Origin of the sequence: Paramylibacter kogurei (genome assembly GCF_002742285.1) — a bacterium.
GTDB lineage: Bacteria > Pseudomonadota > Alphaproteobacteria > Rhodobacterales > Rhodobacteraceae > Amylibacter > Amylibacter kogurei.
In genome coordinates this window covers 66,796-90,062 of the sequence record NZ_MDGM01000003.1, presented here as the reverse complement: position 1 = coordinate 90,062, position 23,267 = coordinate 66,796, and the positions used below count along the sequence as shown (strand labels likewise).

Genomic DNA, 23,267 nt, shown 5'->3' with positions numbered 1-23,267 from the left:
AGGTAACCGTATGACCGCAAACGGATTGAATACACCTCTGCTTGATCAGGTGAATACGCCCGAAGACATGAAAAAGTTTTCGGACGCACAGCTGCGCCAATTGGCAGATGAATTGCGCCAAGAAACCATTTCTGTTGTGTCGCAAACAGGTGGGCATTTGGGCGCTGGGCTGGGGGTGGTTGAATTAACCACGGCAATTCATGCGGTGTTTGATACGCCCAAGGATCGATTGATCTGGGATGTTAGCCATCAATGCTATCCTCATAAAATTCTGACAGGGCGACGTGATCTGATGTTAACCTTGCGTCAGGCCGGCGGGCTATCAGGTTTTACAAAACGCAGCGAAAGCGCGTTTGATCCATTTGGCGCGGCGCATAGTTCAACATCAATTTCCGCAGCACTTGGGTTTTCGGTGGCGCGTGATTTGGGCGGTGCGCCTGAACATGGGTTGGGTGATGCGATTGCTGTAATTGGTGATGGTGCACTATCCGCTGGCATGGCCTATGAGGCGATGAATAACGCGGGGCATTTGGGCAAACGTTTGATCGTGATTTTGAACGATAATGAAATGTCGATTGCGCCACCCGTTGGGGCGATGTCGTCCTATTTGTCTAAACTATATGCTGGTGAACCGTTTCAAGAATTGAAAGCGGCGGCCAAAGGTGCGGTTTCACTGTTGCCCCATCCATTCCAAGATGGTGCCAAACGTGCCAAAGATATGTTGAAACACATGACCGTTGGCGGCACGTTGTTTGAACAGCTTGGCTTTTCTTATGTTGGGCCGATTGATGGGCATGACATGGATCAGCTGTTGAATGTCTTGCGAACGGTCAAAGACCGCGCAACTGGCCCGATGTTGATCCATGCAATAACGCAAAAGGGCAAGGGTTACGCCCCTGCCGAAGCATCGGATGATAAATATCACGGTGTCGCAAAATTTGATGTGATTTCTGGCAAACAGAAAAAAACACCATCGAATGCGCCAAGCTACACCAAAGTGTTTGCGCAAAGTTTGATTAAACACGCCGAACAAGACGACAAGGTCGTCGCGGTTACCGCCGCGATGCCCGATGGAACAGGCCTAGATTTATTCGCTGAACGGTTTCCTTCGCGCACTTTTGATGTGGGCATTGCCGAACAACATGCGGTGACGTTTTGTGCGGGCATGGCCGCGGGCGGATTGAAACCTGTTTGCGCATTATATTCCACATTTTTGCAACGTGGTTACGATCAGGTTGTGCATGATGTGGCGCTGCAACGTTTGCCCGTGCGTTTTGCAATTGATCGCGCTGGATTGGTGGGTGCCGATGGTGCAACCCATGCGGGCAGCTTTGATATTGCATTCCTTGCCAACCTGCCCGATATGGTGGTGATGGCCGCCGCGGACGAGGCGGAATTGGTGCATATGGTGGCAACATCCCTGTCAATCAATGATCGCCCATCGGCGTTTCGTTTCCCACGCGGTGCCGGTGTTGGTATCGATTTACCTGAAACGGGTGAAGTTTTGGAAATCGGCAAAGGCCGCATTGTGCAGTCGGGTGCACGCGTTGCAATCCTGTCCTTTGGTGCACGTCTGCAAGAGGTGCAAAAAGCGGCGGAAAAATTGGAATCACGCGGGCTTCGCCCCACCATTGCCGATGCACGTTTTGCCAAACCATTGGACCGCGATATGATTTTGGATTTGGCTGCAAACCACGAAGCCTTGATCACAATCGAAGAAGGTTCCGTTGGCGGATTTGGCAGCCATGTCATGCAATTTTTGGCGGATGAGGGCGCATTGGATCGCGGGCTGAAAATCCGATCCATGGTTTTTCCAGATACGTTTATCGACCAAGATACGCCCGAAAAAATGTATGCATCCGCTGGCATGTGCGCCCCGCAAATCGAAACCAAAGTGTTGGAAACGCTTGGCATCAGCCAAATCGCCAAACGCGGGTGACGCAGGGTTTGTCTTTCTTTTGAATCGCGAATGAATAGCATTTGCGCAAAAAAGGGGAGAGATCTTGGAAAAGAGTAAATTTGTCATCAGCTATCGCTGGATCATTTTCGCGCTTGCTGGGTTTTATTTCTTGATTGCATTTGACGATGCCATTCCATCCGAATTTGGCTGGCAATATCGGTTTTTAACCGAATGGGCACTGGTGATGAGCCTGATTTCAGCCGCGTTTATGTTGCGTCGCTCTCTTGAGCAAACCACAAAACGTCACGATGTTTGGGCATCGGCAACGGTTGTTCTGAACATCATGGTGGTGTTTTTGTATTGGAAAATTTATTTCGAAGACCCAAGCCAGTTTTATGTCGATGGTGTGCGTACAATTCCACTTTGGAAAGAATACTATCTGCATCTCTTGGGGCCAATTTTGCAATGGATTGATGCGTTCTTTATCCTCGGCGCATTTCGCCCGTTGAAACGAATTTTGGCATTATCTGTGACTGTAAATATTTTGTATATCGCATGGATCGAATGGATTGTTTCGCCGATGAACGCGGAACCTGCGGGCAGTGTTACATCTGGTCTGCCATATCGGTTTTTAAACGATATGGAATTGGCGGATCGCATGGGATTTTATGTAACCAACACGATTTCTGCGATTGTGTTGGTTGGTCTTTGCTGGTTGATTGCCAAAGGTCTGTATCGCATCAGGAACGTGTAAACTGGGCCACCAATTCCACATGCGATGACCAGCGGAATTGATCCACCACTTGCACCCAATCCAATCGAAACCCAGCGCGGCACAATAATTTTGCGTCGCGTGAAAATGTGGCGGGATTACACGAAACGAATGCCACATGGTTGATGTTTGATTTCGCCAATTCTTGGGTTTGCGAAAGTGCACCCGCACGTGGAGGATCAATGATTGCGGCGTCAAACTTGTTCAATTCGTCTGGTAAATAGGGGCGCGCATATAAATCACGCACCTCTGAAGTGACGGTTTTTAAACCCGCCGCGCCGCGCCATCCAGCATCTAAAGCGTGGATCATGCTGGCAGAACCTTCGACGGCGTGAACCTCTGCGATTTTTGCGGCGTTGAGCGCGAATGTGCCACAACCAGAAAACAAATCAATAACCCGTTTTGCGGGGCCAATTGCCAAAAGCGCGGCATCCACCAGTGTTTTTTCACCGTGATGAGTTGCCTGTAAAAACGCATCACTGGGCGGGATCACTGTGGCAGCGCCAAATGTTTGTACGGGTGGTGCGGATTGTACCACGACCTCGCCATTCCATGTGATACGGGCAAAGCCGTGGGTGTCAGCGATGCCGCCCAATGCGGCAGATTGTTCAACGGTTAAATCTTTGCCCTCGGTTACATCAATGTCCAACCCGTTTTTGGTGTTGGTTGTGGCAATGCGTAATGGGATTTTACGCGACGCACCAATCATCACCAATTCTTTCATGCCCGCAAATCCAGCCAGCAATGCAGGTTCGACCAAATGGCATTCGGTTATTTCAATTAATGTGTCTGAACCCCGCGCATAAAAACCGATCATTGCCCCCTTTTTCCCGCGCCGACCTGTGAATGTCGCGCGGCGGCGACTGGCGGTGGGGGAGGTTGCGATGGGGCGAAAATCTGGTGATAAGCCTTCTAATTCCAGAACGGTTTGCACTTGTTGCTGTTTCCATTTTGCGACGAATGCATCACTGGCATGTTGCAACGCACAGCCACCACAGGTTTTGAAGTGGCGACAGGGGGCTTTGACGCGTGTTTCAACGGGTTCCAATATGCGCGCTTTGGCAATTTCATCGCCGTCAATTTCACCTTCGACCAATTCACCGGGCAGGCTGTATGGTACAAAAATGTCCATACCATGCAGGCTGGAAACACCGTTTCCTTGGTGGCCAAGTTTTTCAATGCGCAAAGTCTGTACCATGTTCAGCCCAATATTAACAAAATTGTTGCCGCCAAAAGCACGGCCATGACGATGCGAAATACAAACCACGCTTCGTCGGTTTTCAACAGGCGCGATAAAAGATCGCCCGAATATGTCCAGAATAAACACACACCCAGATTGATCCCCGAAAATGCCAAGCCAAGAGTGATTGCCTGTGAATTGGGTGCCAGATGGGTGACGTATGCCGCCCCTGCGATGGCAACCGCCCAAACCTTGGGGTTGACCCATTGGAACAAAACCGCCTGCGCAAAGGTAAATGGTTTTTCGGATTCAGGTGTGTGATGTTTGGCGCTGCGCAACAACGCAAAGGCCATCCACAAGATCCAGCCAGATGCGATGAGTTTCAGTGCAAATTCCAATTGCGGCGCCGCTTGCAAAATTGTGCCCAAGCCAAGCCCCGTGACGCCACCAATTATGCCAACACCCAACACCACACCAAACAGATGCGGCAAGGTTTTGCGCATCCCAAAATTTGCACCCGATGCGGTAAGCATGATCACATTTGGCCCTGGGCTAAACAAACCCAAAAAGATGAATATGAATAGCGCGGTCATGATCCAAGCTTTGCCTTGGCGATCAAAATGACCGAAAACACCAACAGTGCCGCCATTGTGTAATTGAAAATATTCACACGTGTATCATTGGTTAACCAGCGTTGCATGGCGGTGCCAAATAATGTCCACCCGCTTGCTGATGTGAAACCAACAAACACAAAAACGCTGGCGATTGTGAATGCGCTGATCAATGAGTTTTGGGGTGCGATAAATTGGCTGGTGATGCTAATCGCCATGACCCAACCTTTGGGGTTGATCCATTGAAATGCTGCGCTTTGAAAAAACGTGAATGGTTTATCTGCGGATTTGGTTGGATCAGGTTTGCCCGCGGTTGCGACTTTGTACGCAAACCACAATAAAACGATAATACCAATGGCACGCAGACCTTCGCGCAACACCGCGCTTTGCTGAAACAACGCGCCCAACCCAAAAGCGATGCAAAACACCATGAACGGGAAACCGATACCAATACCCGCGATATGAGGCATGGTTTTTGCAAATCCAAATCGTGCAGCGGAATTTGCAACCAATGTATTGTTGGGCCCAGGTGTCCAGCCCGCAACCATTGCGATGGTGAATAATGATACCAATGATTCAAAGCTCATTTAACAATTCCTGTTTGGTCATTGTGAATTGCGACTGAATCCATCTGCTTTCCAATTTGCGAAGCGCATTGCCTAATGATTTCCCTTGAAGTTGATCTGATAAATCAACGGATTTCACAGGAAATTCCACCCCATCGGCCAAGGCAATATTGTTAGACAAATCAGAGGGCGGTGTGGTTTCCAAAGACGCTGCAAGAATAAGTGCAGCATAATACGCAAGATTGGCGCCATAGCGGTATGCGGCCACATGTGCAGGCGGATTATCATCCAACAACTTTACCAAGTTAACGCGCAGGTTTTCATCTTTGCGCGCAAGACGCAAATCTTGGGGTTCGCGCGTTAAACACACCAGCCGCGCAATCCAATTTGGGGCAACGTCAAACTGTTGTTCCAAATGCACGAATGGCGCCAAAAATTGATGCTGTGCCCCCAAAAGCGTTTGCGCCAAAATGCCAGTTTGCGCCATTGCGCCAATCACAGGTGCGGGATTTGCTGCGCTGAGCAATTTTGAAACTTCGCTACCAACGCGTTCGCGAGACAGGGTTTTCAATCCATCCATTCCACGTGCGCACGCAGCCAACCCATCAGCATCAATTCCGTTTTGGGTATCGCCATACCATGCGGTGAATCGGAAAAATCGCAAAATGCGTAGATAATCCTCTGCGATGCGTTGATTAGGGTCGTCAATAAATCGCACACGGCGTGCCAGTAAATCTGGCAATCCATCAAGAGGGTCGAAAATTTTTCCAAACCGATCTGCATAGATTGCATTCATTGTAAAATCGCGCCGCTTTGCATCGTCGATAATGTTGTCGGCAAATGCGATTGTTGCACGACGCCCATCGGTTGCGATGTCTTTGCGAAACGTGGTGATTTCGTATGCATCCCCTGCAATCACAATGGTGACGGTGCCATGATCTATCCCTGTTGGGATGGATTTCATCCCCGCGTGCTTGGCAATTTTCATGACCGTTTCGGGATGGGCATTTGTGGAAATATCGATGTCGGTTGCAGATTCCTTCAACAATGCATTGCGCACACAGCCACCAACAAAATAGGCTTCATACCCCGCATCGTTTAACAGCGACATCACGGCCTGTGTGTTATCATGTTGCAACCATTCGGATTCAATTTGCATCGGATTGCTCCATCACATGGGCCAACATCCGCAACATTCGCGCCGTTGCACCCCAAATGTAATAGGGGCCGTATGGAACCGTAAAATATTTTCGATCTTGTCCGTTCCAACGACGCCCTTGAATTTGAAAGCTGTTGGTATCAAGCAAATGTTTCAATGGAACCGTGAATATTTCAGCAACTTCGCCGATTTCTCGGCGGGGTTCAAATGGATCAGTGATCAGCCCAACATAAGGCGTAACCATAAACGAGGTGATGGTTTGATGTTGTGGCAACGCGCCGAGAATTTCAACGGACCCAAGGGGTAGGCCGATTTCTTCGTTCGCTTCGCGCAAGGCGGCATTTAACGTGGTGCCGTCGGATTTATCCACTTTGCCGCCTGGAAATGCAATTTGTCCCGGGTGATGTTTGAGCGCGGATGACCGTTTGGTCAATATCACCGACCAGCCATCATTTTCGCGTTGGATGGGAACCAGAACAGCGGCATCGCGCAGCTTGGGATTTGATGGGCGCAATTCTGGATGTAAATCAAAATCAGTAGTCAACGCGATTGGCGCAGCTTTTCCCAAAGCAGCGCGCAATTTCATTTCGGTTGTTTGCAAGTGATCCATTACCCAAAATTCATGGCGCAGCGTTGCGCCGCACGCAAGCCTGAATCGTTACTTTTTGGTTGCTTCGAACCCCAAAGTTTCTGGGTCCAACTCATAATGCGCGCCGCAAAACTGACAATCGGCTGTGACCACACCGTCATCCGTTGTCATCGTTTTGATGTCTTTCGCGGAATAGATCGACATGGCCTGCACGACCTTTTCAGAACCACAGGTACAGCCGAATTTCACCCGCTGTGGATCAAAAACACGTGGTTTTTCTTCGTGAAACAAACGGTGCAACAAGGTAGGTGGTGAAACCAAGGGCCCCACCAATTCAGTTTCTTCAACCGTGTCCAGCAAAATATTAATACGGTTCCAATTGTCCGAGGCATCATCACTCAACAAATCTTTTGCAGATGTCAGGTCGTCTTGTCCGCTTGGATCTTGGTCTGGTTTCGCCATCAAGGGTGATGCATCGGGAATGTGTTGCACCATTACCCCACCTGCACGCCATGCGTTGCCTTCATCGGCGGTTGTTGATTGGCCAACTGTGATTTCAAATCGTGTAGGGAGCTGTTCAGATTGTGCGAAATATGTTTCTGCACATTTGGTGAGCGACCCACCTGTTAACGGTGTGATGCCCTGAAACGGAGCCATATCAGAACCCTGATCAATCAAAACCGCAAACATGCCCGATCCAATTTTTTCGAACGGTGTCGCATTTGTTTCGTCCAATCGATCTTGGTCAAAACTAGCATATGCGCGAATTTTTGCAGGCTCGCCTTCGGCTGTTGGGCCATAATAATCAGTTGCGATAATACGAATTGGACCATCGCCACGAATTTGCAACGACAGTTTCCAACGCAATTTTATTGTTTGCCCGATGAGCGCAGTTAAGGTCGCGGCCTCTGCCACCAAAGATGCGACCTCTAACGGATAGTCGTGTTGGCGCAAGACATCCTCTAACACTGAATCCAACCGTGCGATACGCCCACGAATGTTGGCATCATCCAATTGAAAAGGTAAAACCAGTTCATCCCAGTTTTCAATTTTGTCCATCAAATCCATACGACTCATCCTTTGGGTTTCGGGTCAGATAGTGGTTCTTTGCGCAAAGCGCAATTCTCTGCTGTGTTTTTCAAGAAAACTTGATATGCGAAACATATGAGACGTTATGGTGAACCAAAAATTCCAGGAATTGAATATGTGACCCGACCGGGCGCATATGGGATATTGATCCGTGATGATGATGTATTGTTGACCCATCAAGCAAAACCGTTTTCTGAAATTCAGTTACCCGGCGGTGGTATTGATCCTGGTGAAACCGCGGTGCAAGCATTGCATCGTGAAGTGATCGAGGAAACCGGTTGGCGCATTGATGTGTTTCGCCGTTTGGGCGCGTATCAACGTTACACTTTCATGCCCGATTACGATATTTGGGCGCGTAAAGTTTGCCATATTTACTTGTGCCGCCCTAGCCGCCAAATTTGCGAACCGATTGAGCCACATCACAGTTCGATATGGATTCATCGCAATGATGCCGCAAATATGCTGAGCAATACGGGCGATGCCGATTTTGTTCAACAATTGTTGCGCCGATTTTAACCCTAGGGTGATTGAGCGGATATAATCCGAAGCTCGGCACGAGGGTTCTTTCGCTGATATGCTCGCAATAACGCATCGAATCCTGTGACATTTGCAATCATTAGCCCATTTTCATTTTGCGTTTGATCGATATTTGGATCAAGCGGAGATACATCAAAGACGCATCCAATTTTTTCAATATCACCTTTGGTTTCAAATATAATTTGAACTGGTGAATTTTTAGCCGGAATGAAGAGTTCTGCTGACGGAATCATACGTGCGGTTTGCCCCGATTTTATTGGGAAAATCTGCGTAATTTCCCCCTGATTTTGCTGATGATAACAAATCAAATATCCGGTCGTGTGGGAATTTGCACGCACAGCAAATGCACCACCACGCTTGTTTTGTGAATGACCTTTTTTCAGGAATAGATATTGAACAGTTTGCACTTTTTCCTTGGTCGTGGTTTTCGTGTTGGGCGAAATTTTTCCAAGTTTCCCAACTCCCGCCTCTGCTAAAGTTGGGTAACCTTCTGCGCGTTCCTTCAGGCGCTCGAACAAATCGAAATCAACTTCGCCAGTTGCGATTAATTTTTGATCCGCTTGGAATTTGGAAACAGCAATGCGCGTTTTGCGATCCAACATGCCAGTGTTTTTACCAGCATAATATCCAAGGCGCCGTAGATAATCTTGAACTTGGTTCATTAATACAGGGCGGGGTTTGGCGTGAAATCCCGATTCATGCAGGTTCGTTCGTTTTTGATGTGTTGTGCGCAAATTTAAGCAATCCCAATAGGGAACCTTTGCATGCCGGCCCAACAATTCCAACACGCCCAATTCGATCAAGTTTCGCACGGCTTGCCCTTGGCTTTCGATGCGGTTCATTTGTATGGACACATCAAAACCTGTTAGCTTGATTAACCCGCTCGCGCCTGCACCATAACCCCGCCCTGTGACCACCATTGAATTGGACACTGACGCACCTGGAATGACGCGCCGTGAGGGGTATGCAACCAAATGCAAATCTACGGTCACAACTGATAATGTTTTACTGTTCCCGCCATTTGATTTGCGCAAATTTCCACCATTGATCGTCGGCGGGTTTGGCGCGTTTAAAAGATCAATCGATCCCGATACAGAATCGTTTAAGACCGCCTTGTCCAATTGTGAAATCGACCCGCGGATATAATATTGCGGGTCTAGCGCAAGTTTTTCTTTTTTGTATTCATGTGTGCGGATGGCAAGCTGTCCGCCATCCTTTTCCAAAGATTGATCGACAAAAACATACGCTTGGCTTTTTAAATTCATATGATTGATTGCGTTGACCAGCATATCATCTGCGCCGACCTTTATTCCTCCGGTGAGGTCAGGAATACCCGATGATGAAACCAAGATTGATCGTCGCTTGGGTGTTGCGAACAGTTGATCCATACAGCGCAGCGATGTTGAAAACGATGTGAAATTTCGCGCGACTGGCGTATTTGGCAGTGCAATTCGCGGGGCAAGCGTGGGTGAAATATTGGCACAAGCAGACAAGATCAGCGCACCGATCAATGTGAAGAGACACCACCGAAACCTTACCTGCAAAATGAACCTTTGAATGCGCAATATCATTTTGTATCCCGTGAAAATTCCAACATGATTGCGGAGACGTCATCACCAAAATTTTCGCCGTGCGCGTGATCTGCCAAATCCCACAAGATATCGTTCAATAACTCGGGCCCATTTGATTTTGCATGGCGCATCAGAATTTTGGACAAACCATCTTCGTCCAACAGCGCACCATCTGGATTTTCGCATTCGGTAAGCCCATCAGAGTGCAATAACAATTTATCATTGGGAACCAATCGATGGTAAAATGTTTCGTAAACCATCCCGTCAATCATACCAATTGGTGGACCACCAGACCCCAAAAAAGTAATGCCATTCGAGGCGTTAAAAATCAGTGGGTGGGGATGCCCCGCTTGCACGATTGCGCATTCACCGTTGCGCAAATTCACATCCGCATAGGCAAGGGTAAAGTACAGCTCCGTTGACATGTCGCGTAGCATAAGTTCATTCAGATGAAGTGCAATTTCTGCGGGTTCTCGGACAAGAAATTCACCCGCATTTGATTTGTAAAATGCGATATTCTGCTCTTTGTTAAATGGGCTAAGGTATCCCGCCAATCGAATGGTTAAAAGCGCGGATGATACACCGTGACCAGACACATCAAGCGAATAGATTCCAATACGATCTTGGTCGATTTTAAAATGTCCGACCAAATCACCACCCACATGACCGCTGGATTTGAAGATGTTGGAAAGTTCCACATTGTCGAGCTGGGTATAATTTTCAGGGATAAGGGATCGTTGAAGCTTTTCTGCCTCTAACAAATCCTTGTTCAATTCGCCGTAAACCCGTTGCAATTCTGCCAGTGCCTCTGTCGTTTTGGCGTTTTGCGCGTGCACCTGTTTTTCCATATCCAAGACACGTTGACCCGCCTGAATACGGGAACGCAATTCGGTTGAATTCACTGGTTTTGACAAAAAATCATCCGCACCGACATCCAACCCTTGGGCAATATCATCTTTTTCAGATTTAGAAGTCAGGAGGATAAAATACCCGTATCGCTCGCGCGGGAGTGCCCTAAACTTTTCACAAAATGCTAAACCAGACATTTCAGGCATGACCCAGTCACTGATCACCAGATCAATGGTTTGTTGAGCACAAATTTCAAGCGCAGATTTTCCTGAATCCGCCTCGAAAATTTCAAATCCCCATTTCTTTAACAGCGCGATCACAAGTTTGCGTTGCATTTTACTGTCATCAACCACCAACACCCGTGTCGGGGTGTTGGATTGGCTTCCAATGTTCAATTCAGTTGCGCTCAATTCCAATGTTGATTCCGCCAAATATAAAATCCTCGTCGCAACCTGCGGCGAATGTTTTAATTTTCAGTGAAGCAACGGAAAATTAAACCACCGCAATGTAACGAAAAATTTAGAGATCATTGCCAAGGTCGAGGAAATTTTATGACCAAGGCAAAAAATGAATCGCAACAAAGAATTCTATTTTTCACAATATGAAAATCGAAAACCTGACCCCCCTGTCCCGCATAATGTTTGGATAGAATTCTTGTGGCAAATAACGGCCGTGGCAGCGGTGACATTGGGTGGCTGGTATTTGTTTTGGCGTTGGACGGAGTCCTTGAATTACGATGCGCTTTGGTTTGCAATTCCGGTGGTGTGCGCGGAAAGCTGTGCGTTTCTTGGGATGGTTTTGTTTTTTAATAACTTGTGGTCAATGCGTGATGTTGCACCGCAGTCTGCACCAATAACATTGAGCGAAGTCATCGTTGATGGGGGTGATCAACCAATTAGTGTTGATATCTTTATCCCAACCTATACCGAAGATCCGGAGTTAACGCGTTATTCCATACAAGACGCAAAAAAGATTACGTATCCTTATGCGATTGATATCAATATTTATGTATTGGATGACGGCAATCGCGCACGAATGCGTAAAATCGCAGCACAAGAAAACGTACATTACATTACGCGAGAATCCAATATTGGATACAAGGCGGGTAATTTGCGCAACGCGTTGGAACATTCATCAGGTGATTTTGTAGTGATTCTTGATTCAGATACCCGGCCATTTCCAACAATTTTAGAAAATACCTTGGGCTATTTTAAAGACAAAGATGTTGCTTGGGTCCAAACCCCGCAGTGGTTTTATGACGTGCCCGAGGGGATCACGCTGGACATTTATCTGGAACAACGCATCGGATTGATTGGGAAATCTGTTGGGCGGTTTGTTCAAATCTTTTTGGGGCCTGTTTCGATTGGAAAAGACCCGTTTGTAAGTGACCCCAAGCTGTTTTATGACGTGATTTTGCGCCGCCGAAATCGTGCGAATGCTTCGTTTTGTTGTGGCGCTGGATCGATCCACCGCCGCGATGCGGTTATGGAGGCAGCGCTCAAGGCTTATGCAACACAGATTCAACAGACTGTGACTGCATATAGTTGCAATGAAACGGATCACAGCATTTCAAACACATTAAAGCGCGAATTTAGCGTTTCGACAGAAATCACACCGTACAAGTTCCATGTATCAGAGGACATTTACACATCAATTATTTTGCAATCAGATACCGAACGAAACTGGAAATCGGTTTTACATCCACATGTCGAAAGCAAAATGTTGTCACCACTGGATATGCATAGCTGGGCCATGCAACGCTATAAATATGCCGGTGGCACATTGGACATTTTGCGCAATGACAATCCGTTGTTTCGATCGGGTATGACATTTCAACAAAAACTGATGTACGCCATGACCTTTTGGTCATATTTGGCACCGCTTTGGAATTGCATTTTTATCGCCGCACCATTGATGGCGTTGTTCACAGGAATTTCGCCGATATCGTCATATTCCAAAGAATTCTTTTTGCACCTTATCCCGTTTTTGGTGATGCATGAATGTGCCAGTGCATTTGGGACTTGGGGGATTGATAATCGCAAAGGGAGAACGCTGAATCTTGCGTTTTTTTCGTTTAATCTTCGCGCGATCTGGGCCGTTTTGTGTGGGCGAGAAATACAATTTCATGTCACGCCAAAACAGCGGCGATCGGGGAATTTTTTATATCTCGTTTGGCCACAAATATGTGTGGTGGTCTTGACGATTATCGCGATGTTTTGGGCGATAACTTTACAAGTTATTAGCCCTGATCCACGCCAAACTGCGGCATTGGTGGTGAATGGTTTTTGGGCCGCGACAAATGCATATGCAATGACAGTTTTGATTGGTGCTGCATTATGGAAACCCAGCAATGATTCATTAATCAGAATCGATGTAAAAAACCGTCGTTGGTTTAGGAGAGCATGATGTCGACAATCGACAACATCATAAAGGCGCGTAGCCATATCGCATTTATTTTCGGTCTATGTATTGCCGCTGCGATTGCCTATTCCGTGGAAACCGGTGTTTCGAAAACGCTACATGGAAGCACTAAATTCGCATTGATCGAAATTAGTGATCGTCAGACTGTTTTGGCGAAACCGGTGACGCTCAACAACGATGATTTGATCATGGCAAAGGCGGCGTGGCGCTATTTTGAACGCAACACTCAGGAAACGGGTTTGGTTAATGCTGCTGATAATTTTCCATCCACGACAATTTGGGATCAGGCATCATATTTATTGGGGCTTATTTCTGCGCATAAAATGGGTGTCGTTTCTGATGCCAAATTTGATGCACGATTGGCATCGGCTTTAACGTCGCTGCGTGAATTGCCGTTATTTGATTCTCAATTACCAAATAAGGTGTATGACACGCGATACTTAACCATGACAAATTACAAAAATGATCCCGTTGCGCGCGGCGTGGGTTGGTCCGCGCTTGATGTGGCGCGAATGATTGTTCCCCTGACATTCATCATGCAAAACTATCCAACCCATGCGAATGACGCGTTCGAAATATTGCAACAATGGGATTTTTCCAAAATGATTGATGGCGGCGTTTTACATGGTGCGCGTGTCACAACCAATAATACCACCGAAATTGTGCAAGAAGGGCGGCTTGGTTACGAAGAATATGCCGCGCGCGCGATTTCTTTGATTGGATTGGATGCGCTTCGCGCCGCAAAATTTGATGACTATTTAAGGTTTGAAAAAGTATCCAAACAGTTGATCGCAGTGGATAGTCGATCATTCGCAGAATTTGACGCACATAACTATGTGGTCAGCGAGCCTTATATTTTAACCGCACTTGAATTCGGGTTTGATAGTGAAAGCCAAGAGTTAGCGCATCGCATTTATTCCGCTCAGGAAAACCGATACAAAGAACATGGAATTTTGACCGCGGTGAGCGAAGATAACATCGATCAGGAACCGTATTTTTTATATAATACCGTTTTTGCAAATGGCGTGGCATGGAATACATTGGCCGAAAATGGTGATCAATTCCAACATCTTCGAACCGTTAGCACAAAGGCGGCGATTGGATGGGATGTATTATATAATACAACTTACACCAATGCGCTGGTGAAACATGTTGATCAAACCAGAGATCAAAACATTGGTTGGTATTCTGGTGTTTACGAAAACGATGGAACGGTAAATAAAATTGCGACCGCAAACACCAATGCGATCATTTTGCAGGCGATTTATTACAAACAATTTGGGCCGCTGTTAACGCAATCGTACTTGAAGCAAGGATCATCATGATAGATTGGGCACAAATTCAACAGTTGGAACAAGATGTTGGTACAGAAGATCTCGCAGAAGTGACGGAGGTTTTTCTTGAGGAGGTTGACCAAGCAATTGATGCACTGCGCGGGGTTGCAAGCTTGCCAAATTCAGACATGGCATCGGCGCTACATTTTCTAAAAGGTAGTGCTGCAAATCTTGGCTTTGTGCAATTTGCGAACCTGTGTTCAGATGGCGAACAATTGGCGAATAACGGTGCCAGTGATGCGGTGAAACTGGAAGAGATCATCGCGACATATGATCAATCAAAGCATCAATTCATAAGCCAAGCATCAAATCATTGTGGATTGGATTTCAAATAATCTGAAACCACACCAATGAATGCGCGTTGTGCTTCTGCATGTACCCAATGACCGGCCCCATCGATGGTGTGGATTTTTGCATTTGGAAAATGATGAAATAATGCTTCGTGGTGTTGAGGCAAAATATACGCAGATAACGCACCGCGAATAAACAAACAGGGTGGCGTAAATTGAGCGTCAATTTTGGGAAACCCAACAATATCATTCATATTTGTTGCGAGTGCGGCAAGGTTCAAAACCCAACTATTTTGGGTTTCACCAATGGTCAGACTTTGCAATAAAAACGCGCGTACCATATCCTCTGAAATGTAATCGGCCATGAATTTATCGGCATCTGAACGTCTGGATATTTGATCCAGCGGAATTGATTGCATGACCTGCACGTTTGAAATTTGCGAGTGGTCATATGTTACCGGTGCAATATCAACGACGATGAGTTTGTTGACCAGCTTGGGATGCTGTAACGCGGTAAGCATCGCCGCTTTTCCGCCCATCGAATGACCAATGATATCAACAGGTGAATCGAGCGTTTGTATGACGGTTGCCAAATCTTCGGCCATGTCAAAATAGGTATGGCTGTCATCCCAAAAACTATCGCCATGATTGCGCATGTCCACGGTGATGACACGACGATCTGCGGACAAGCGTTTTGCAATTGCGCGCCAATTCCGACCAGACCCAAACAGACCATGGACAATTAACAATGTTGGTTTGTCACTGGCTTCGCCAAATTCTTGGAAATGTAACATGTGCCCTCAGATTAAAAACTGTGCCAAAATTTCGTCGTTGGTGATGTCTTGGTAGGTGAAACCTTCATCATCCATACGTTTGCATAACGCATCAAATCCGTCGCTGGAACGCGTTTCGATCCCCAGTAAAACTGATCCAAAATTGCGTGCCGATTTTTTCAGGTATTCAAATCGAGCGATGTCATCATTGGGACCAAGGAGTGCCAAGAAATCTTTGAGTGCACCTGGGCGTTGTGGCATGCGCAAAATGAAATATTTTTTCAATCCCTCAAAACGCAATGCGCGTTCTTTGATATCAGGCAAACGTTCGAAATCAAAATTTCCACCAGAGGCAATGCAAACCACGCGCTTGCCTTTGATTTCATTTTTCAAATCCTTCAACGCATCAATTGCAAGTGCACCAGCAGGTTCCAAAACGATGCCCTCGATATTCAACAACTCTTGAATGCTGGTGCAAAGTCTATCTTCGGGGATTCCCAAAACACGCATAGGATCGATGTGTTGTAGCGTTTCAAAATTTGCATCACCAATGCGTGCCACCGCCGCGCCATCAACAAAATTATCTACACGATCCAGCGTGACAAGTTTTCCGGAGTTCAAAGCGCTGTGTAAACTGCGAGCGCCACAGGGTTCCGCAAACCAAAATTCAGTTTTTGCATTGAGCTGTGAAAAATATTTCACCAATGCAGAGGATAATCCGCCGCCGCCAACTGGTGTGATAATAATATCGGGTGGAATACGTCCTAATTGTTCCAACAATTCCACGCCAACGGATGCCTGTCCTTCGATCACGTCAACGTCGTCAAAGGGTGGCAAAAACTTCGCACCATTTTGTGTCGCGAAATTTTGGGCGGCGATAAGTGTTTCGTCGAAATAGTCGCCCTCCAAAACAATTTCGATTGCGTCACCACCAAATACTTGGGTTTTCAAAATCTTTTGTTTTGGTGTTGTGACGGGCATGAATATTTTGCCTTGAACGCCAAAATGTTTACAGGCAAATGCAACACCCTGTGCGTGATTGCCAGCAGATGCACATGCAAATAATCGCATGTTGGTATCTGTTTCCAGCGCCTTTTGCATCGCGTTCATTGCACCGCGAATTTTATAGCTTCTGACGGGCGACAGATCTTCGCGTTTCAGATATATTTCGGCACCAAATTTATGCGAAAGATACGCATTATTTTGAAGCGGAGTTTGTGCAAACAGGTCGCGCATTACCAGCGTTGCCTGTTCTGCTGCTTTGCAAAAATCATCCATGCTTCTGCTTTTCCCAAACGTCACATGAATGCAAGTGTTATTTGGCTTTATTTGTCGTGCATTGAAATGTACAACAGCGACCAAGAAAAGAGCTGGGGAGTGTCTTTAATGTGGGTTTTGCGTTTTGCGCGGGGGTTTGCCTGTGTTGTGTTGTGGTTGGTTGTTTCGCTTGCGCCCTTAACTGCGCAACCTGAATTGAATCTAAAAATCGCAACGATTGAGCGTAAACCATTCGCGTTCAAAGAAAACGGTGAGTGGACTGGATTTTCGATTCAGCTTTGGCAACAAATTGCGGAAAATTTGGGTGCGAAAACTGAAATCATCGAAACCACATCGTTTTCCGAGATGCTCCAAATGGTCGAAGAGGCCAAGGTCGATCTTGCCGCTGCAAATATTTCAGTGACCGCTGCACGCGAAGAAGTGATGGATTTTTCGCGACCCATTTTTGATTCTGGATTGTTGGTATTGGCAAAATCAGATCAAACGCCATCAGTATTTACCGCATTTATGAACCCTGAATTGTGGATTTGGCTGGTCGGTGCGATTTTGCTTTTCTTGTTTGCGGGCCTGTTGATTGCAATCGCGGAACGCGGGCACGAACATTTCAAGGGTCGCGATAAATTGGACACTTGGCGCGAAGGTATCTGGTGGGCTGTCAGCGTTGTAACCAATGCAAGTTTTACAATTTTCACTCCACATTCCAAAATTGGTCGCGGCATATCCTATGCGTTGATCCTTGCTGGTTTGTTTGTCGTGTCGGCCTTTGTTGCCCAAATCACGGCATCACTTACGGTGGAGGGATTGCGGACGCAAATTTCTGGCATAAACGATATTCGCGACAAACGTGTGGGAACAACACAAGCATCTACATCTTCGCGTTTCTTGACCAATCAAGCGATCAATCATGAAACATTTGTATCGCTGGACGAAATGTTTGACGCATTGCAAGAGGGCAAAGTTGACGCGTTGGTTCATGATGCACCAATTTTAGCCTACTACGCCAAAACGCAGGGAAATGGTGTTTTCCAAACACAGGGCAACGTATTTAATCCTGAAAAATATGGTTTTGCGTTTCCACAACGCTCATCACAAACCGAACGTGTCAATCAGGAAATTTTGCGTTTGAAAGAAACCGGAGCCTACAGCACTTTGGTGCGCAATTGGTTTGGTTCGGACTATCAATAACGCACGGCTTGCCCATCGCAGCGAAACGCAATAAACCGCCAGAAATAGAATCCCTAATCTTTCGGAGCGTTTCGTTATGTCTGCACCTAAAAAAGTTGTTCTTGCCTATTCTGGCGGTCTTGACACATCTATCATTTTGAAGTGGCTGCAAACTGAATATGGCTGTGAGGTTGTCACCTTTACCGCCGATTTGGGACAGGGCGAAGAGCTGGAACCAGCGCGCAAAAAAGCAGAGCTTTTGGGGATCAAACCAGAAAACATTCATATCGAAGATGTGCGCGAAGAATTCGTGCGCGATTTCGTTTTCCCAATGTTCCGCGCGAATGCGGTTTACGAAGGGTTGTATTTGTTGGGCACATCCATTGCGCGCCCATTGATTTCAAAACGTCTCGTTGAAATTGCCGCGGAATGTGGTGCGGATGCGGTGGCACATGGTGCCACAGGCAAGGGAAACGATCAGGTACGGTTTGAATTGTCCGCATATGCGTTGAACCCAGATATCAAGGTTGTTGCACCGTGGCGCGAATGGGATTTGTCATCGCGGACAAAATTGTTGGCATTTGCCGAGGAAAATCAGATTCCGATCGCCAAAGATAAACGCGGCGAAGCACCGTTTTCTGTTGATGCGAACCTGTTGCACACATCTTCAGAAGGCAAAGTTTTGGAAGATCCCGCGGTCGAAGCACCAGATTACGTTTACCAGCGTACAGTGAATCCAGAAGATGCGCCAAATACACCAGAATTTGTTGAGATCACATATGCCAAGGGCGATCCCGTTGCCTTGAATGGCAAAGAATTGACGCCTGCGGAAATGTTGACAGCATTGAACGAATTAGGTGGCAAGCACGGTGTTGGCCGTTTGGATCTGGTTGAAGGTCGCTTTGTCGGTATGAAATCGCGTGGGATTTATGAAACCCCAGGTGGTACAATCATGTTAGAGGCACACCGCGGCATCGAAAGCATCACGCTTGATCGTGGTGCGGCACATCTAAAAGATGAACTTATGCCAAAATATGCCGAGCTGATTTACAACGGTTTCTGGTACAGCCCCGAACGTGAAATGCTGCAAGCATTGATCGATGAGAGCCAAAAATTTGTGAACGGAACAGTGCGCGTGAAATTGTATAAAGGTGCCGTAACCACCGTTGGCCGCTGGTCAGACGACAGTCTTTATTCAGAAGAGCACGTCACATTCGAAGATGACCAAGGTGCATATGATCAAAAAGATGCGGCTGGTTTCATCAAAATCAACGCCTTGCGTTTGCGTCTTTTGGCGATGCGCAACAAACGCAAAAGCTAAATTTTGAATTTGGCCATGTCTTCATAATAGGGCATGGCCTGTTCGCATACCGTGGCCAATTCATCGCTTAATGATGGAAGCGGCCCTTCGACCCCTGCAAAGCCTGTGGAATTATGGACGGCGGGATACCAATGTGGTGCCCAAGGTCCATCGTCTTTGTGTCCACCTTTGGGCCAGGACAGCATGGCAGGTTCAAAATTTAATCCGATCGCGTCGCATAATTTGCGTAACATTTTTTCAGGATTTTCGCGGATATCAAAACTGTCGATCACGACTGGTGGCGTGTCTTGGGTATCACAAAGCTGTTTGAATAATTCGCCCTGTTGGCGAAACCCGATATCATCCAAACTGGGGTTTTCGCGTTTGGCTGCATAGCTTGCCAATACACGCGCTGGATGGCGGATCAAAAATACATTGGTCATGCCCGCAATCCAAGTGCGATCAAATTTCGGAATCATGTGATGGCACATGTGTTTTTGATAAAAGACGGATTTGTGATCGGGAATTTCACCCAAACACCGTGTGGAAATATCATTTGAGTCCAGCGACCATTGTGCCATGATTTCCGCGCCCATCGGGTGTTCCAATCCCGTTTCGTGCAAATATGCGCCGTAATAGGGTTCATCCCAAACTGCGCAATCGGAACGCGCACCAAATGAATACAACATTGCCGTCGAAAGATTTCGCGGCCCAGACCACATCGCGATACGCATGTTCATTTCCCTTAGATACAATTGACGATCTGCGTCGTCCAAATGCTACATTTTCTCACTTCATTGTTAATTGCAAGTGAAGTTCATTCGTCGTTGAAAGGTTGCATGAAAAGGGGAGAGAACATGAAAAAACTTTTACTATCTGCCGTGGTTTTTGCTGCATCGACAATCGGTGCATACGCCGCTGGCACCAAAACGGCTGTATTTGCAGGCGGGTGTTTTTGGTGCGTTGAATCTGATTTTGAATCGCTTAAAGGCGTGAAGGAAGTTGTTTCAGGTTACACTGGCGGTAAAAACGCCAACCCTACATATAAAACAATTGGATCACATATTGAGGCTGTGAAAATTTTTTATGACCCAAGTGTGATCAGCTATGAAACATTGGTCGATAAATTTTTCCGATCAGTTGATCCAACTGATGCCGGTGGTCAATTTTGTGATCGTGGCAATAGTTATACAACCGCAATTTTTGCAAACGGGGCATCAGAACGTGCGATTGCAGAAAAGGCAATCGCGGCGATCAACGCATCAGGAAAGCTTCCTAAAAAAGTTGTAACACCTGTGCGTAATGCATCCAAATTTTACGATGCCGAAGATTACCACCAAGATTATTACAAACAAACAAGCAAGGTATTAACCCGCTTTGGCCGTATTACAAAAGCATCTGCGTATAAAAAATACCGCAAAGGCTGTGGGCGTGATGAACGTGTGAAACAGCTTTGGGGTTCAGATGCTGCATTTGTTGGCGGTTAGATTTCCCCTATCTAACCTAAACAGACGAAAGCCTGCGTTCGCGCAGGCTTTTTGTTTTAGTAAACGTTATTTGAAACAACGATCCGCAAGGCTTGAATTGCAAAAAACAAAACAATGGGCGTGAAATCAATACCGCCCATCGGTGGCAAAAACCGACGGATCGGCGCGTAAATAGGTTCAAGCAATCGATTCAAACCAAACCAAATTTGCGCAACAATGGGTTGGCGCAGATTGAGAACCTGAAAGTTGATTAGAAAGCTCATGATCACATGTGCAATCACAATAAAATACGCGATGTCGAGTGCCATCAATAAAATTTGGCGAAGAGAGTCCATTATTCAAACCTTTTCTTGTTTGGTTATACCTAATCGCTCTTTTCAAATCCTACAAGGTGTGCATATGACCCTACGTTCACCTTGATGAATTCATTTTGGTGTTCAATAAATTTACAAAAAGAGGCACCAAATGTATCCGTTCATACGCTTTACCAAAGTGATGGCATTGGCGAGTTTTCAAAAACCGCTCGCGATTGATGATGTTCACGTCAGCAAACATATTTGTTGGCCTTGGGATTTGGACATTTGGATGGAAATGAACAATGGTATCACGCTCAGCCTGTATGATTTAGGCCGCATACCATTTGCCAAACGTACAGGTTTGGTCAAAGCGTTGCGCAAAAACAAATGGGCGCTTGCCATTGCAGGGACCAGTATTCGTTACCGCCGCCGCGTTCACATGTTTCAGCGTTACGAAATGCGCACACGTGTAATCGGGCGCGATGATCGTTTCATCTATCTGCAACAGAGCATGTGGCGGGGTGGCGAGGCAACGTCATCCGCGCTTTACCGAAGTGCACTGACAGATAAAAACGGGATCGTGCCAACGCAAAAGTTGGCAGACTATTTTGATCGTTCCGATTGGAACCCTCCATTGCCAGGATGGGTGCGAAATTGGATCGAAGCGGAAAGCACACGCATCTGGCCGCCAGAATACTAAACGTCACAAACGGCGTTTTTTCTTGCTTGCTGGTTGGCAAAGTGTTCAATTATTCCAAAACAGGCGAGAAATATAAAAATGACAGATAAATCAAAGAAAATTTGGGGCTGGATGATGTATGATTGGGCCGCACAGCCCTATAATACATTGTTAATTACATTTATTTTTGCTCCTTATTTTACAGGTGCAGTTGTGGGCGATCCAGTCCAAGGTCAGGCTCTTTGGGGTTTGATGATGGGGATTGTTGGCGTTTGTTTGGCGCTAGGTGCACCAATATTGGGCGCGATTTCAGATCATATCGGCCCACGGCGCCCGTGGTTGTTATTCTTTTCCTTGCTTTATGTTGTTGGATCGTTCGGATTGTGGTGGGCGGTGCCGAACATGGACAGTGTGACTATGATTTTAATCCTGTTTGGGATTGGTGTTTTGGGCATGGAATGGTCGCAAGTATTTGCAAATTCAATGTTGCCTGAAATGGGTGATGCAGAAGAGCTTGGCCGTATTTCTGGCAACGGTTGGGCGTGGGGTTATGCAGGTGGAATTATTTCGCTGGTCATAATGTTATTGCTGTTGGCCGAAAACGAAGAAGGCAAAACTTTGCTGGGTCGTGCACCATTGTTCGGATTGGATACCGAAACCCGCCAAGGCACACGTATGGTTGGACCGCTAACCGCGATTTGGTATGCGGTATTTATGATCCCGTTCTTTATGTGGGTGCCCGATCGGGTACGTCGTCAAAACGTAACAGGTGGCATTGCTGCGGGGTTAAGCAGTTTGTGGGAAACCATTAAAACACTGCCCAATAACATTAGTTTGTCTGCCTATCTGGCGTCATCAATGTTTTATCGCGATGCGTTGGTTGGTGTTTTTGCATTTGGTGGTATCTACGCCGAAGGCGTGTTGGGCTGGTCCATCATTCAAATCGGAATTTTTGGAATTGTTGCTGCGTTTGGCGCGATGGTATTCACTTATTTGGGTGGATTTATCGATAAACGCATCGGCCCAAAACGCACGATTGCGCTGTCGATTGTTGTGTTAATCACGGTGTGTACCGTCATTATTGGCATCGGGCGTGATTCATTTTTTGGTGTTCCATTGGCCGAAGGTTCAACGCTTCCTGACAAAGTGTTTATGTTTTGTGGGGCAATTCTGGGTGGTTTTGGCGGTGTGATTCAGGCATCATCGCGCCATATGATGGTTCATCAGGCATCACCAGAGCGTATGACCGAAGCATTTGGTTTGTACGGTTTAGCAGGCAAAGCCACGTCATTCATCGCCCCGTCATCAATTGGGTTGGTGACGCATATCACGCAAAACCAGCGTTTGGGCATGGTACCAGTTGTGATCCTGTTTTTGATCGGATTGTGTTTGTTGTTCTGGGTTGAAACAAGAGAGGAATAA

At 46.7% G+C, this 23,267-nt stretch carries 23 protein-coding genes; 11 read left to right on the top strand and 12 right to left on the bottom strand.

Annotated features, from left to right (window positions below; all coding sequences use genetic code 11):
* The first annotated feature begins 10 nt into the window (after positions 1 to 10).
* Both dxs and BFP76_RS01070 read left to right on the top strand, forming a co-directional pair.
* A complete protein-coding gene (gene dxs / locus BFP76_RS01075; protein ID WP_099591326.1) occupies positions 11 to 1,939 on the top strand; it encodes a 1-deoxy-D-xylulose-5-phosphate synthase in 1,929 nt (642 codons plus the stop codon).
* A gap of 64 nt (positions 1,940 to 2,003) precedes the next feature.
* Positions 2,004 to 2,654 (top strand): androgen-induced gene 1 family protein, encoded by a 651-nt coding sequence (locus BFP76_RS01070; protein ID WP_165775621.1) that lies wholly within the window; start codon positions 2,004 to 2,006, stop codon positions 2,652 to 2,654.
* Here the strand turns inward: BFP76_RS01070 and BFP76_RS01065 are convergent.
* From BFP76_RS01065 to hslO, 6 genes are read right to left on the bottom strand one after another with little or no spacing between them, the layout of a single operon-like run.
* Entirely contained in the window at positions 2,641 to 3,870 is a 1,230-nt protein-coding gene (locus BFP76_RS01065; protein WP_099591324.1) for a class I SAM-dependent RNA methyltransferase, read from the bottom strand. The two genes, BFP76_RS01070 and BFP76_RS01065, sit on opposite strands and share 14 nt — an antisense overlap.
* Before the next feature lie 2 nt (positions 3,871 to 3,872).
* Positions 3,873 to 4,445 (bottom strand): LysE family translocator, encoded by a 573-nt coding sequence (locus tag BFP76_RS01060; RefSeq protein ID WP_099591323.1) that lies wholly within the window; start codon positions 4,443 to 4,445, stop codon positions 3,873 to 3,875.
* Positions 4,442 to 5,050 carry a LysE family translocator gene (locus tag BFP76_RS01055; RefSeq protein WP_099591322.1) on the bottom strand — a complete coding sequence of 203 codons (609 nt, stop codon included), beginning with the start codon at positions 5,048 to 5,050 and terminating at the stop codon, positions 4,442 to 4,444. The genes BFP76_RS01060 and BFP76_RS01055 overlap by 4 nt, the downstream gene beginning before the upstream one ends.
* Entirely contained in the window at positions 5,040 to 6,188 is a 1,149-nt protein-coding gene (locus BFP76_RS01050) for a CCA tRNA nucleotidyltransferase (RefSeq protein WP_099591321.1), read from the bottom strand. The genes BFP76_RS01055 and BFP76_RS01050 overlap by 11 nt, the downstream gene beginning before the upstream one ends.
* The gene (locus BFP76_RS01045) at positions 6,178 to 6,798 is read right to left on the bottom strand and encodes a CoA pyrophosphatase (RefSeq protein WP_420818645.1); all 621 of its coding nucleotides are present in this window, start codon (positions 6,796 to 6,798) and stop codon (positions 6,178 to 6,180) included. The genes BFP76_RS01050 and BFP76_RS01045 overlap by 11 nt, the downstream gene beginning before the upstream one ends.
* Positions 6,799 to 6,846: 48 nt before the next feature.
* Complete coding sequence (gene hslO / locus BFP76_RS01040) at positions 6,847 to 7,845, bottom strand: Hsp33 family molecular chaperone HslO (RefSeq protein ID WP_099591320.1); 999 nt, start codon at positions 7,843 to 7,845, stop codon at positions 6,847 to 6,849.
* 96 nt (positions 7,846 to 7,941) lie between these two features.
* On the opposite strand from hslO, the gene BFP76_RS01035 reads away from it, so the two are divergent.
* On the top strand, positions 7,942 to 8,382 hold the full coding sequence (locus BFP76_RS01035; RefSeq protein WP_099591319.1) for an NUDIX hydrolase: 441 nt from the start codon (positions 7,942 to 7,944) through the stop codon (positions 8,380 to 8,382).
* Positions 8,383 to 8,384: 2 nt separating this feature from the next.
* On the opposite strand, the gene BFP76_RS01030 is transcribed toward BFP76_RS01035, so the two are convergent.
* Both BFP76_RS01030 and BFP76_RS01025 read right to left on the bottom strand, forming a co-directional pair.
* Positions 8,385 to 9,974, bottom strand: coding sequence for a peptidoglycan-binding protein (locus tag BFP76_RS01030; protein ID WP_099591318.1), 1,590 nt, complete (start codon positions 9,972 to 9,974; stop codon positions 8,385 to 8,387).
* Positions 9,971 to 11,254 (bottom strand): SpoIIE family protein phosphatase, encoded by a 1,284-nt coding sequence (locus BFP76_RS01025; RefSeq protein ID WP_240513951.1) that lies wholly within the window; start codon positions 11,252 to 11,254, stop codon positions 9,971 to 9,973. Before BFP76_RS01025 ends, BFP76_RS01030 begins: the two co-directional genes overlap by 4 nt.
* 223 nt (positions 11,255 to 11,477) lie before the next feature.
* On the opposite strand from BFP76_RS01025, the gene BFP76_RS01020 reads away from it, so the two are divergent.
* Genes BFP76_RS01020 through BFP76_RS01010 form a run of 3 tightly spaced genes read left to right on the top strand, consistent with a single transcriptional unit; the run spans position 11,478 to position 14,913 of the window.
* Positions 11,478 to 13,229, top strand: a complete 1,752-nt coding sequence (locus tag BFP76_RS01020; RefSeq protein WP_240513950.1) for a glycosyltransferase family 2 protein — start codon at positions 11,478 to 11,480, stop codon at positions 13,227 to 13,229.
* A complete protein-coding gene (locus BFP76_RS01015; protein WP_165775620.1) occupies positions 13,229 to 14,569 on the top strand; it encodes a DUF3131 domain-containing protein in 1,341 nt (446 codons plus the stop codon). Before BFP76_RS01020 ends, BFP76_RS01015 begins: the two co-directional genes overlap by 1 nt.
* Positions 14,566 to 14,913 (top strand): Hpt domain-containing protein, encoded by a 348-nt coding sequence (locus tag BFP76_RS01010; protein ID WP_099591315.1) that lies wholly within the window; start codon positions 14,566 to 14,568, stop codon positions 14,911 to 14,913. The genes BFP76_RS01015 and BFP76_RS01010 overlap by 4 nt, the downstream gene beginning before the upstream one ends.
* Here the strand turns inward: BFP76_RS01010 and BFP76_RS01005 are convergent.
* Both BFP76_RS01005 and ilvA read right to left on the bottom strand, forming a co-directional pair.
* A complete protein-coding gene (locus BFP76_RS01005; protein WP_099591314.1) occupies positions 14,889 to 15,662 on the bottom strand; it encodes an alpha/beta fold hydrolase in 774 nt (257 codons plus the stop codon). The two genes, BFP76_RS01010 and BFP76_RS01005, sit on opposite strands and share 25 nt — an antisense overlap.
* 6 nt (positions 15,663 to 15,668) lie before the next feature.
* Positions 15,669 to 16,919, bottom strand: coding sequence for a threonine ammonia-lyase IlvA (ilvA, locus tag BFP76_RS01000; RefSeq protein WP_099591313.1), 1,251 nt, complete (start codon positions 16,917 to 16,919; stop codon positions 15,669 to 15,671).
* A 108-nt stretch (positions 16,920 to 17,027) separates the two neighbouring features.
* Between ilvA and BFP76_RS00995 the strand changes: the two genes are divergently transcribed.
* Both BFP76_RS00995 and BFP76_RS00990 read left to right on the top strand, forming a co-directional pair.
* A complete protein-coding gene (locus BFP76_RS00995; protein ID WP_240513960.1) occupies positions 17,028 to 18,104 on the top strand; it encodes a transporter substrate-binding domain-containing protein in 1,077 nt (358 codons plus the stop codon).
* A gap of 76 nt (positions 18,105 to 18,180) precedes the next feature.
* Positions 18,181 to 19,404, top strand: coding sequence for an argininosuccinate synthase (locus BFP76_RS00990; RefSeq protein WP_099591312.1), 1,224 nt, complete (start codon positions 18,181 to 18,183; stop codon positions 19,402 to 19,404).
* On the opposite strand, the gene BFP76_RS00985 is transcribed toward BFP76_RS00990, so the two are convergent.
* Positions 19,401 to 20,117, bottom strand: a complete 717-nt coding sequence (locus BFP76_RS00985; RefSeq protein ID WP_099591311.1) for a sulfotransferase-like domain-containing protein — start codon at positions 20,115 to 20,117, stop codon at positions 19,401 to 19,403. The genes BFP76_RS00990 and BFP76_RS00985 overlap by 4 nt on opposite strands.
* Positions 20,118 to 20,240: 123 nt before the next feature.
* Here BFP76_RS00985 and msrA point away from each other — a divergent pair, with 123 nt between their 5' ends.
* Positions 20,241 to 20,870: a peptide-methionine (S)-S-oxide reductase MsrA gene (gene msrA, locus BFP76_RS00980; RefSeq protein ID WP_240513949.1), complete on the top strand. Its 630-nt coding sequence runs from the start codon at positions 20,241 to 20,243 to the stop codon at positions 20,868 to 20,870.
* Positions 20,871 to 20,926: 56 nt separating this feature from the next.
* Here the strand turns inward: msrA and BFP76_RS00975 are convergent, their stop codons facing one another.
* Entirely contained in the window at positions 20,927 to 21,205 is a 279-nt protein-coding gene (locus BFP76_RS00975; protein WP_099591309.1) for a YggT family protein, read from the bottom strand.
* Between the two features lie 130 nt (positions 21,206 to 21,335).
* On the opposite strand from BFP76_RS00975, the gene BFP76_RS00970 reads away from it, so the two are divergent.
* Both BFP76_RS00970 and BFP76_RS00965 read left to right on the top strand, forming a co-directional pair.
* Positions 21,336 to 21,866: an acyl-CoA thioesterase gene (locus BFP76_RS00970; RefSeq protein ID WP_099591308.1), complete on the top strand. Its 531-nt coding sequence runs from the start codon at positions 21,336 to 21,338 to the stop codon at positions 21,864 to 21,866.
* Between the two features lie 78 nt (positions 21,867 to 21,944).
* A complete protein-coding gene (locus BFP76_RS00965) occupies positions 21,945 to 23,267 on the top strand; it encodes an MFS transporter (RefSeq protein ID WP_099591307.1) in 1,323 nt (440 codons plus the stop codon).

Bases quoted from the DNA above. Each gene is read 5' to 3' on its own strand.
- hslO (WP_099591320.1), bottom strand. From the start codon at position 7,845: ATGGATTTGATGGACAAAATTGAAAACTGGGATGAACTGGTTTTACCT.
- BFP76_RS01060 (WP_099591323.1), bottom strand. From the start codon at position 4,445: ATGACCGCGCTATTCATATTCATCTTTTTGGGTTTGTTTAGCCCAGGG.
- BFP76_RS01035 (WP_099591319.1), top strand. From the start codon at position 7,942: ATGAGACGTTATGGTGAACCAAAAATTCCAGGAATTGAATATGTGACC.
- BFP76_RS01050 (WP_099591321.1), bottom strand. From the start codon at position 6,188: ATGCAAATTGAATCCGAATGGTTGCAACATGATAACACACAGGCCGTG.
- BFP76_RS01045 (WP_420818645.1), bottom strand. From the start codon at position 6,798: ATGGATCACTTGCAAACAACCGAAATGAAATTGCGCGCTGCTTTGGGA.
- BFP76_RS01010 (WP_099591315.1), top strand. From the start codon at position 14,566: ATGATAGATTGGGCACAAATTCAACAGTTGGAACAAGATGTTGGTACA.
- BFP76_RS00985 (WP_099591311.1), bottom strand. From the start codon at position 20,117: ATGCGTATCGCGATGTGGTCTGGGCCGCGAAATCTTTCGACGGCAATG.
- BFP76_RS01015 (WP_165775620.1), top strand. From the start codon at position 13,229: ATGTCGACAATCGACAACATCATAAAGGCGCGTAGCCATATCGCATTT.
- dxs (WP_099591326.1), top strand. From the start codon at position 11: ATGACCGCAAACGGATTGAATACACCTCTGCTTGATCAGGTGAATACG.
- BFP76_RS01030 (WP_099591318.1), bottom strand. From the start codon at position 9,974: ATGATATTGCGCATTCAAAGGTTCATTTTGCAGGTAAGGTTTCGGTGG.
- BFP76_RS00990 (WP_099591312.1), top strand. From the start codon at position 18,181: ATGTCTGCACCTAAAAAAGTTGTTCTTGCCTATTCTGGCGGTCTTGAC.
- BFP76_RS01055 (WP_099591322.1), bottom strand. From the start codon at position 5,050: ATGAGCTTTGAATCATTGGTATCATTATTCACCATCGCAATGGTTGCG.
- BFP76_RS01065 (WP_099591324.1), bottom strand. From the start codon at position 3,870: ATGGTACAGACTTTGCGCATTGAAAAACTTGGCCACCAAGGAAACGGT.
- msrA (WP_240513949.1), top strand. From the start codon at position 20,241: ATGAAAAAACTTTTACTATCTGCCGTGGTTTTTGCTGCATCGACAATC.
- BFP76_RS00975 (WP_099591309.1), bottom strand. From the start codon at position 21,205: ATGGACTCTCTTCGCCAAATTTTATTGATGGCACTCGACATCGCGTAT.
- ilvA (WP_099591313.1), bottom strand. From the start codon at position 16,919: ATGGATGATTTTTGCAAAGCAGCAGAACAGGCAACGCTGGTAATGCGC.
- BFP76_RS00965 (WP_099591307.1), top strand. From the start codon at position 21,945: ATGACAGATAAATCAAAGAAAATTTGGGGCTGGATGATGTATGATTGG.
- BFP76_RS00995 (WP_240513960.1), top strand. From the start codon at position 17,028: ATGTGGGTTTTGCGTTTTGCGCGGGGGTTTGCCTGTGTTGTGTTGTGG.
- BFP76_RS01005 (WP_099591314.1), bottom strand. From the start codon at position 15,662: ATGTTACATTTCCAAGAATTTGGCGAAGCCAGTGACAAACCAACATTG.
- BFP76_RS00970 (WP_099591308.1), top strand. From the start codon at position 21,336: ATGTATCCGTTCATACGCTTTACCAAAGTGATGGCATTGGCGAGTTTT.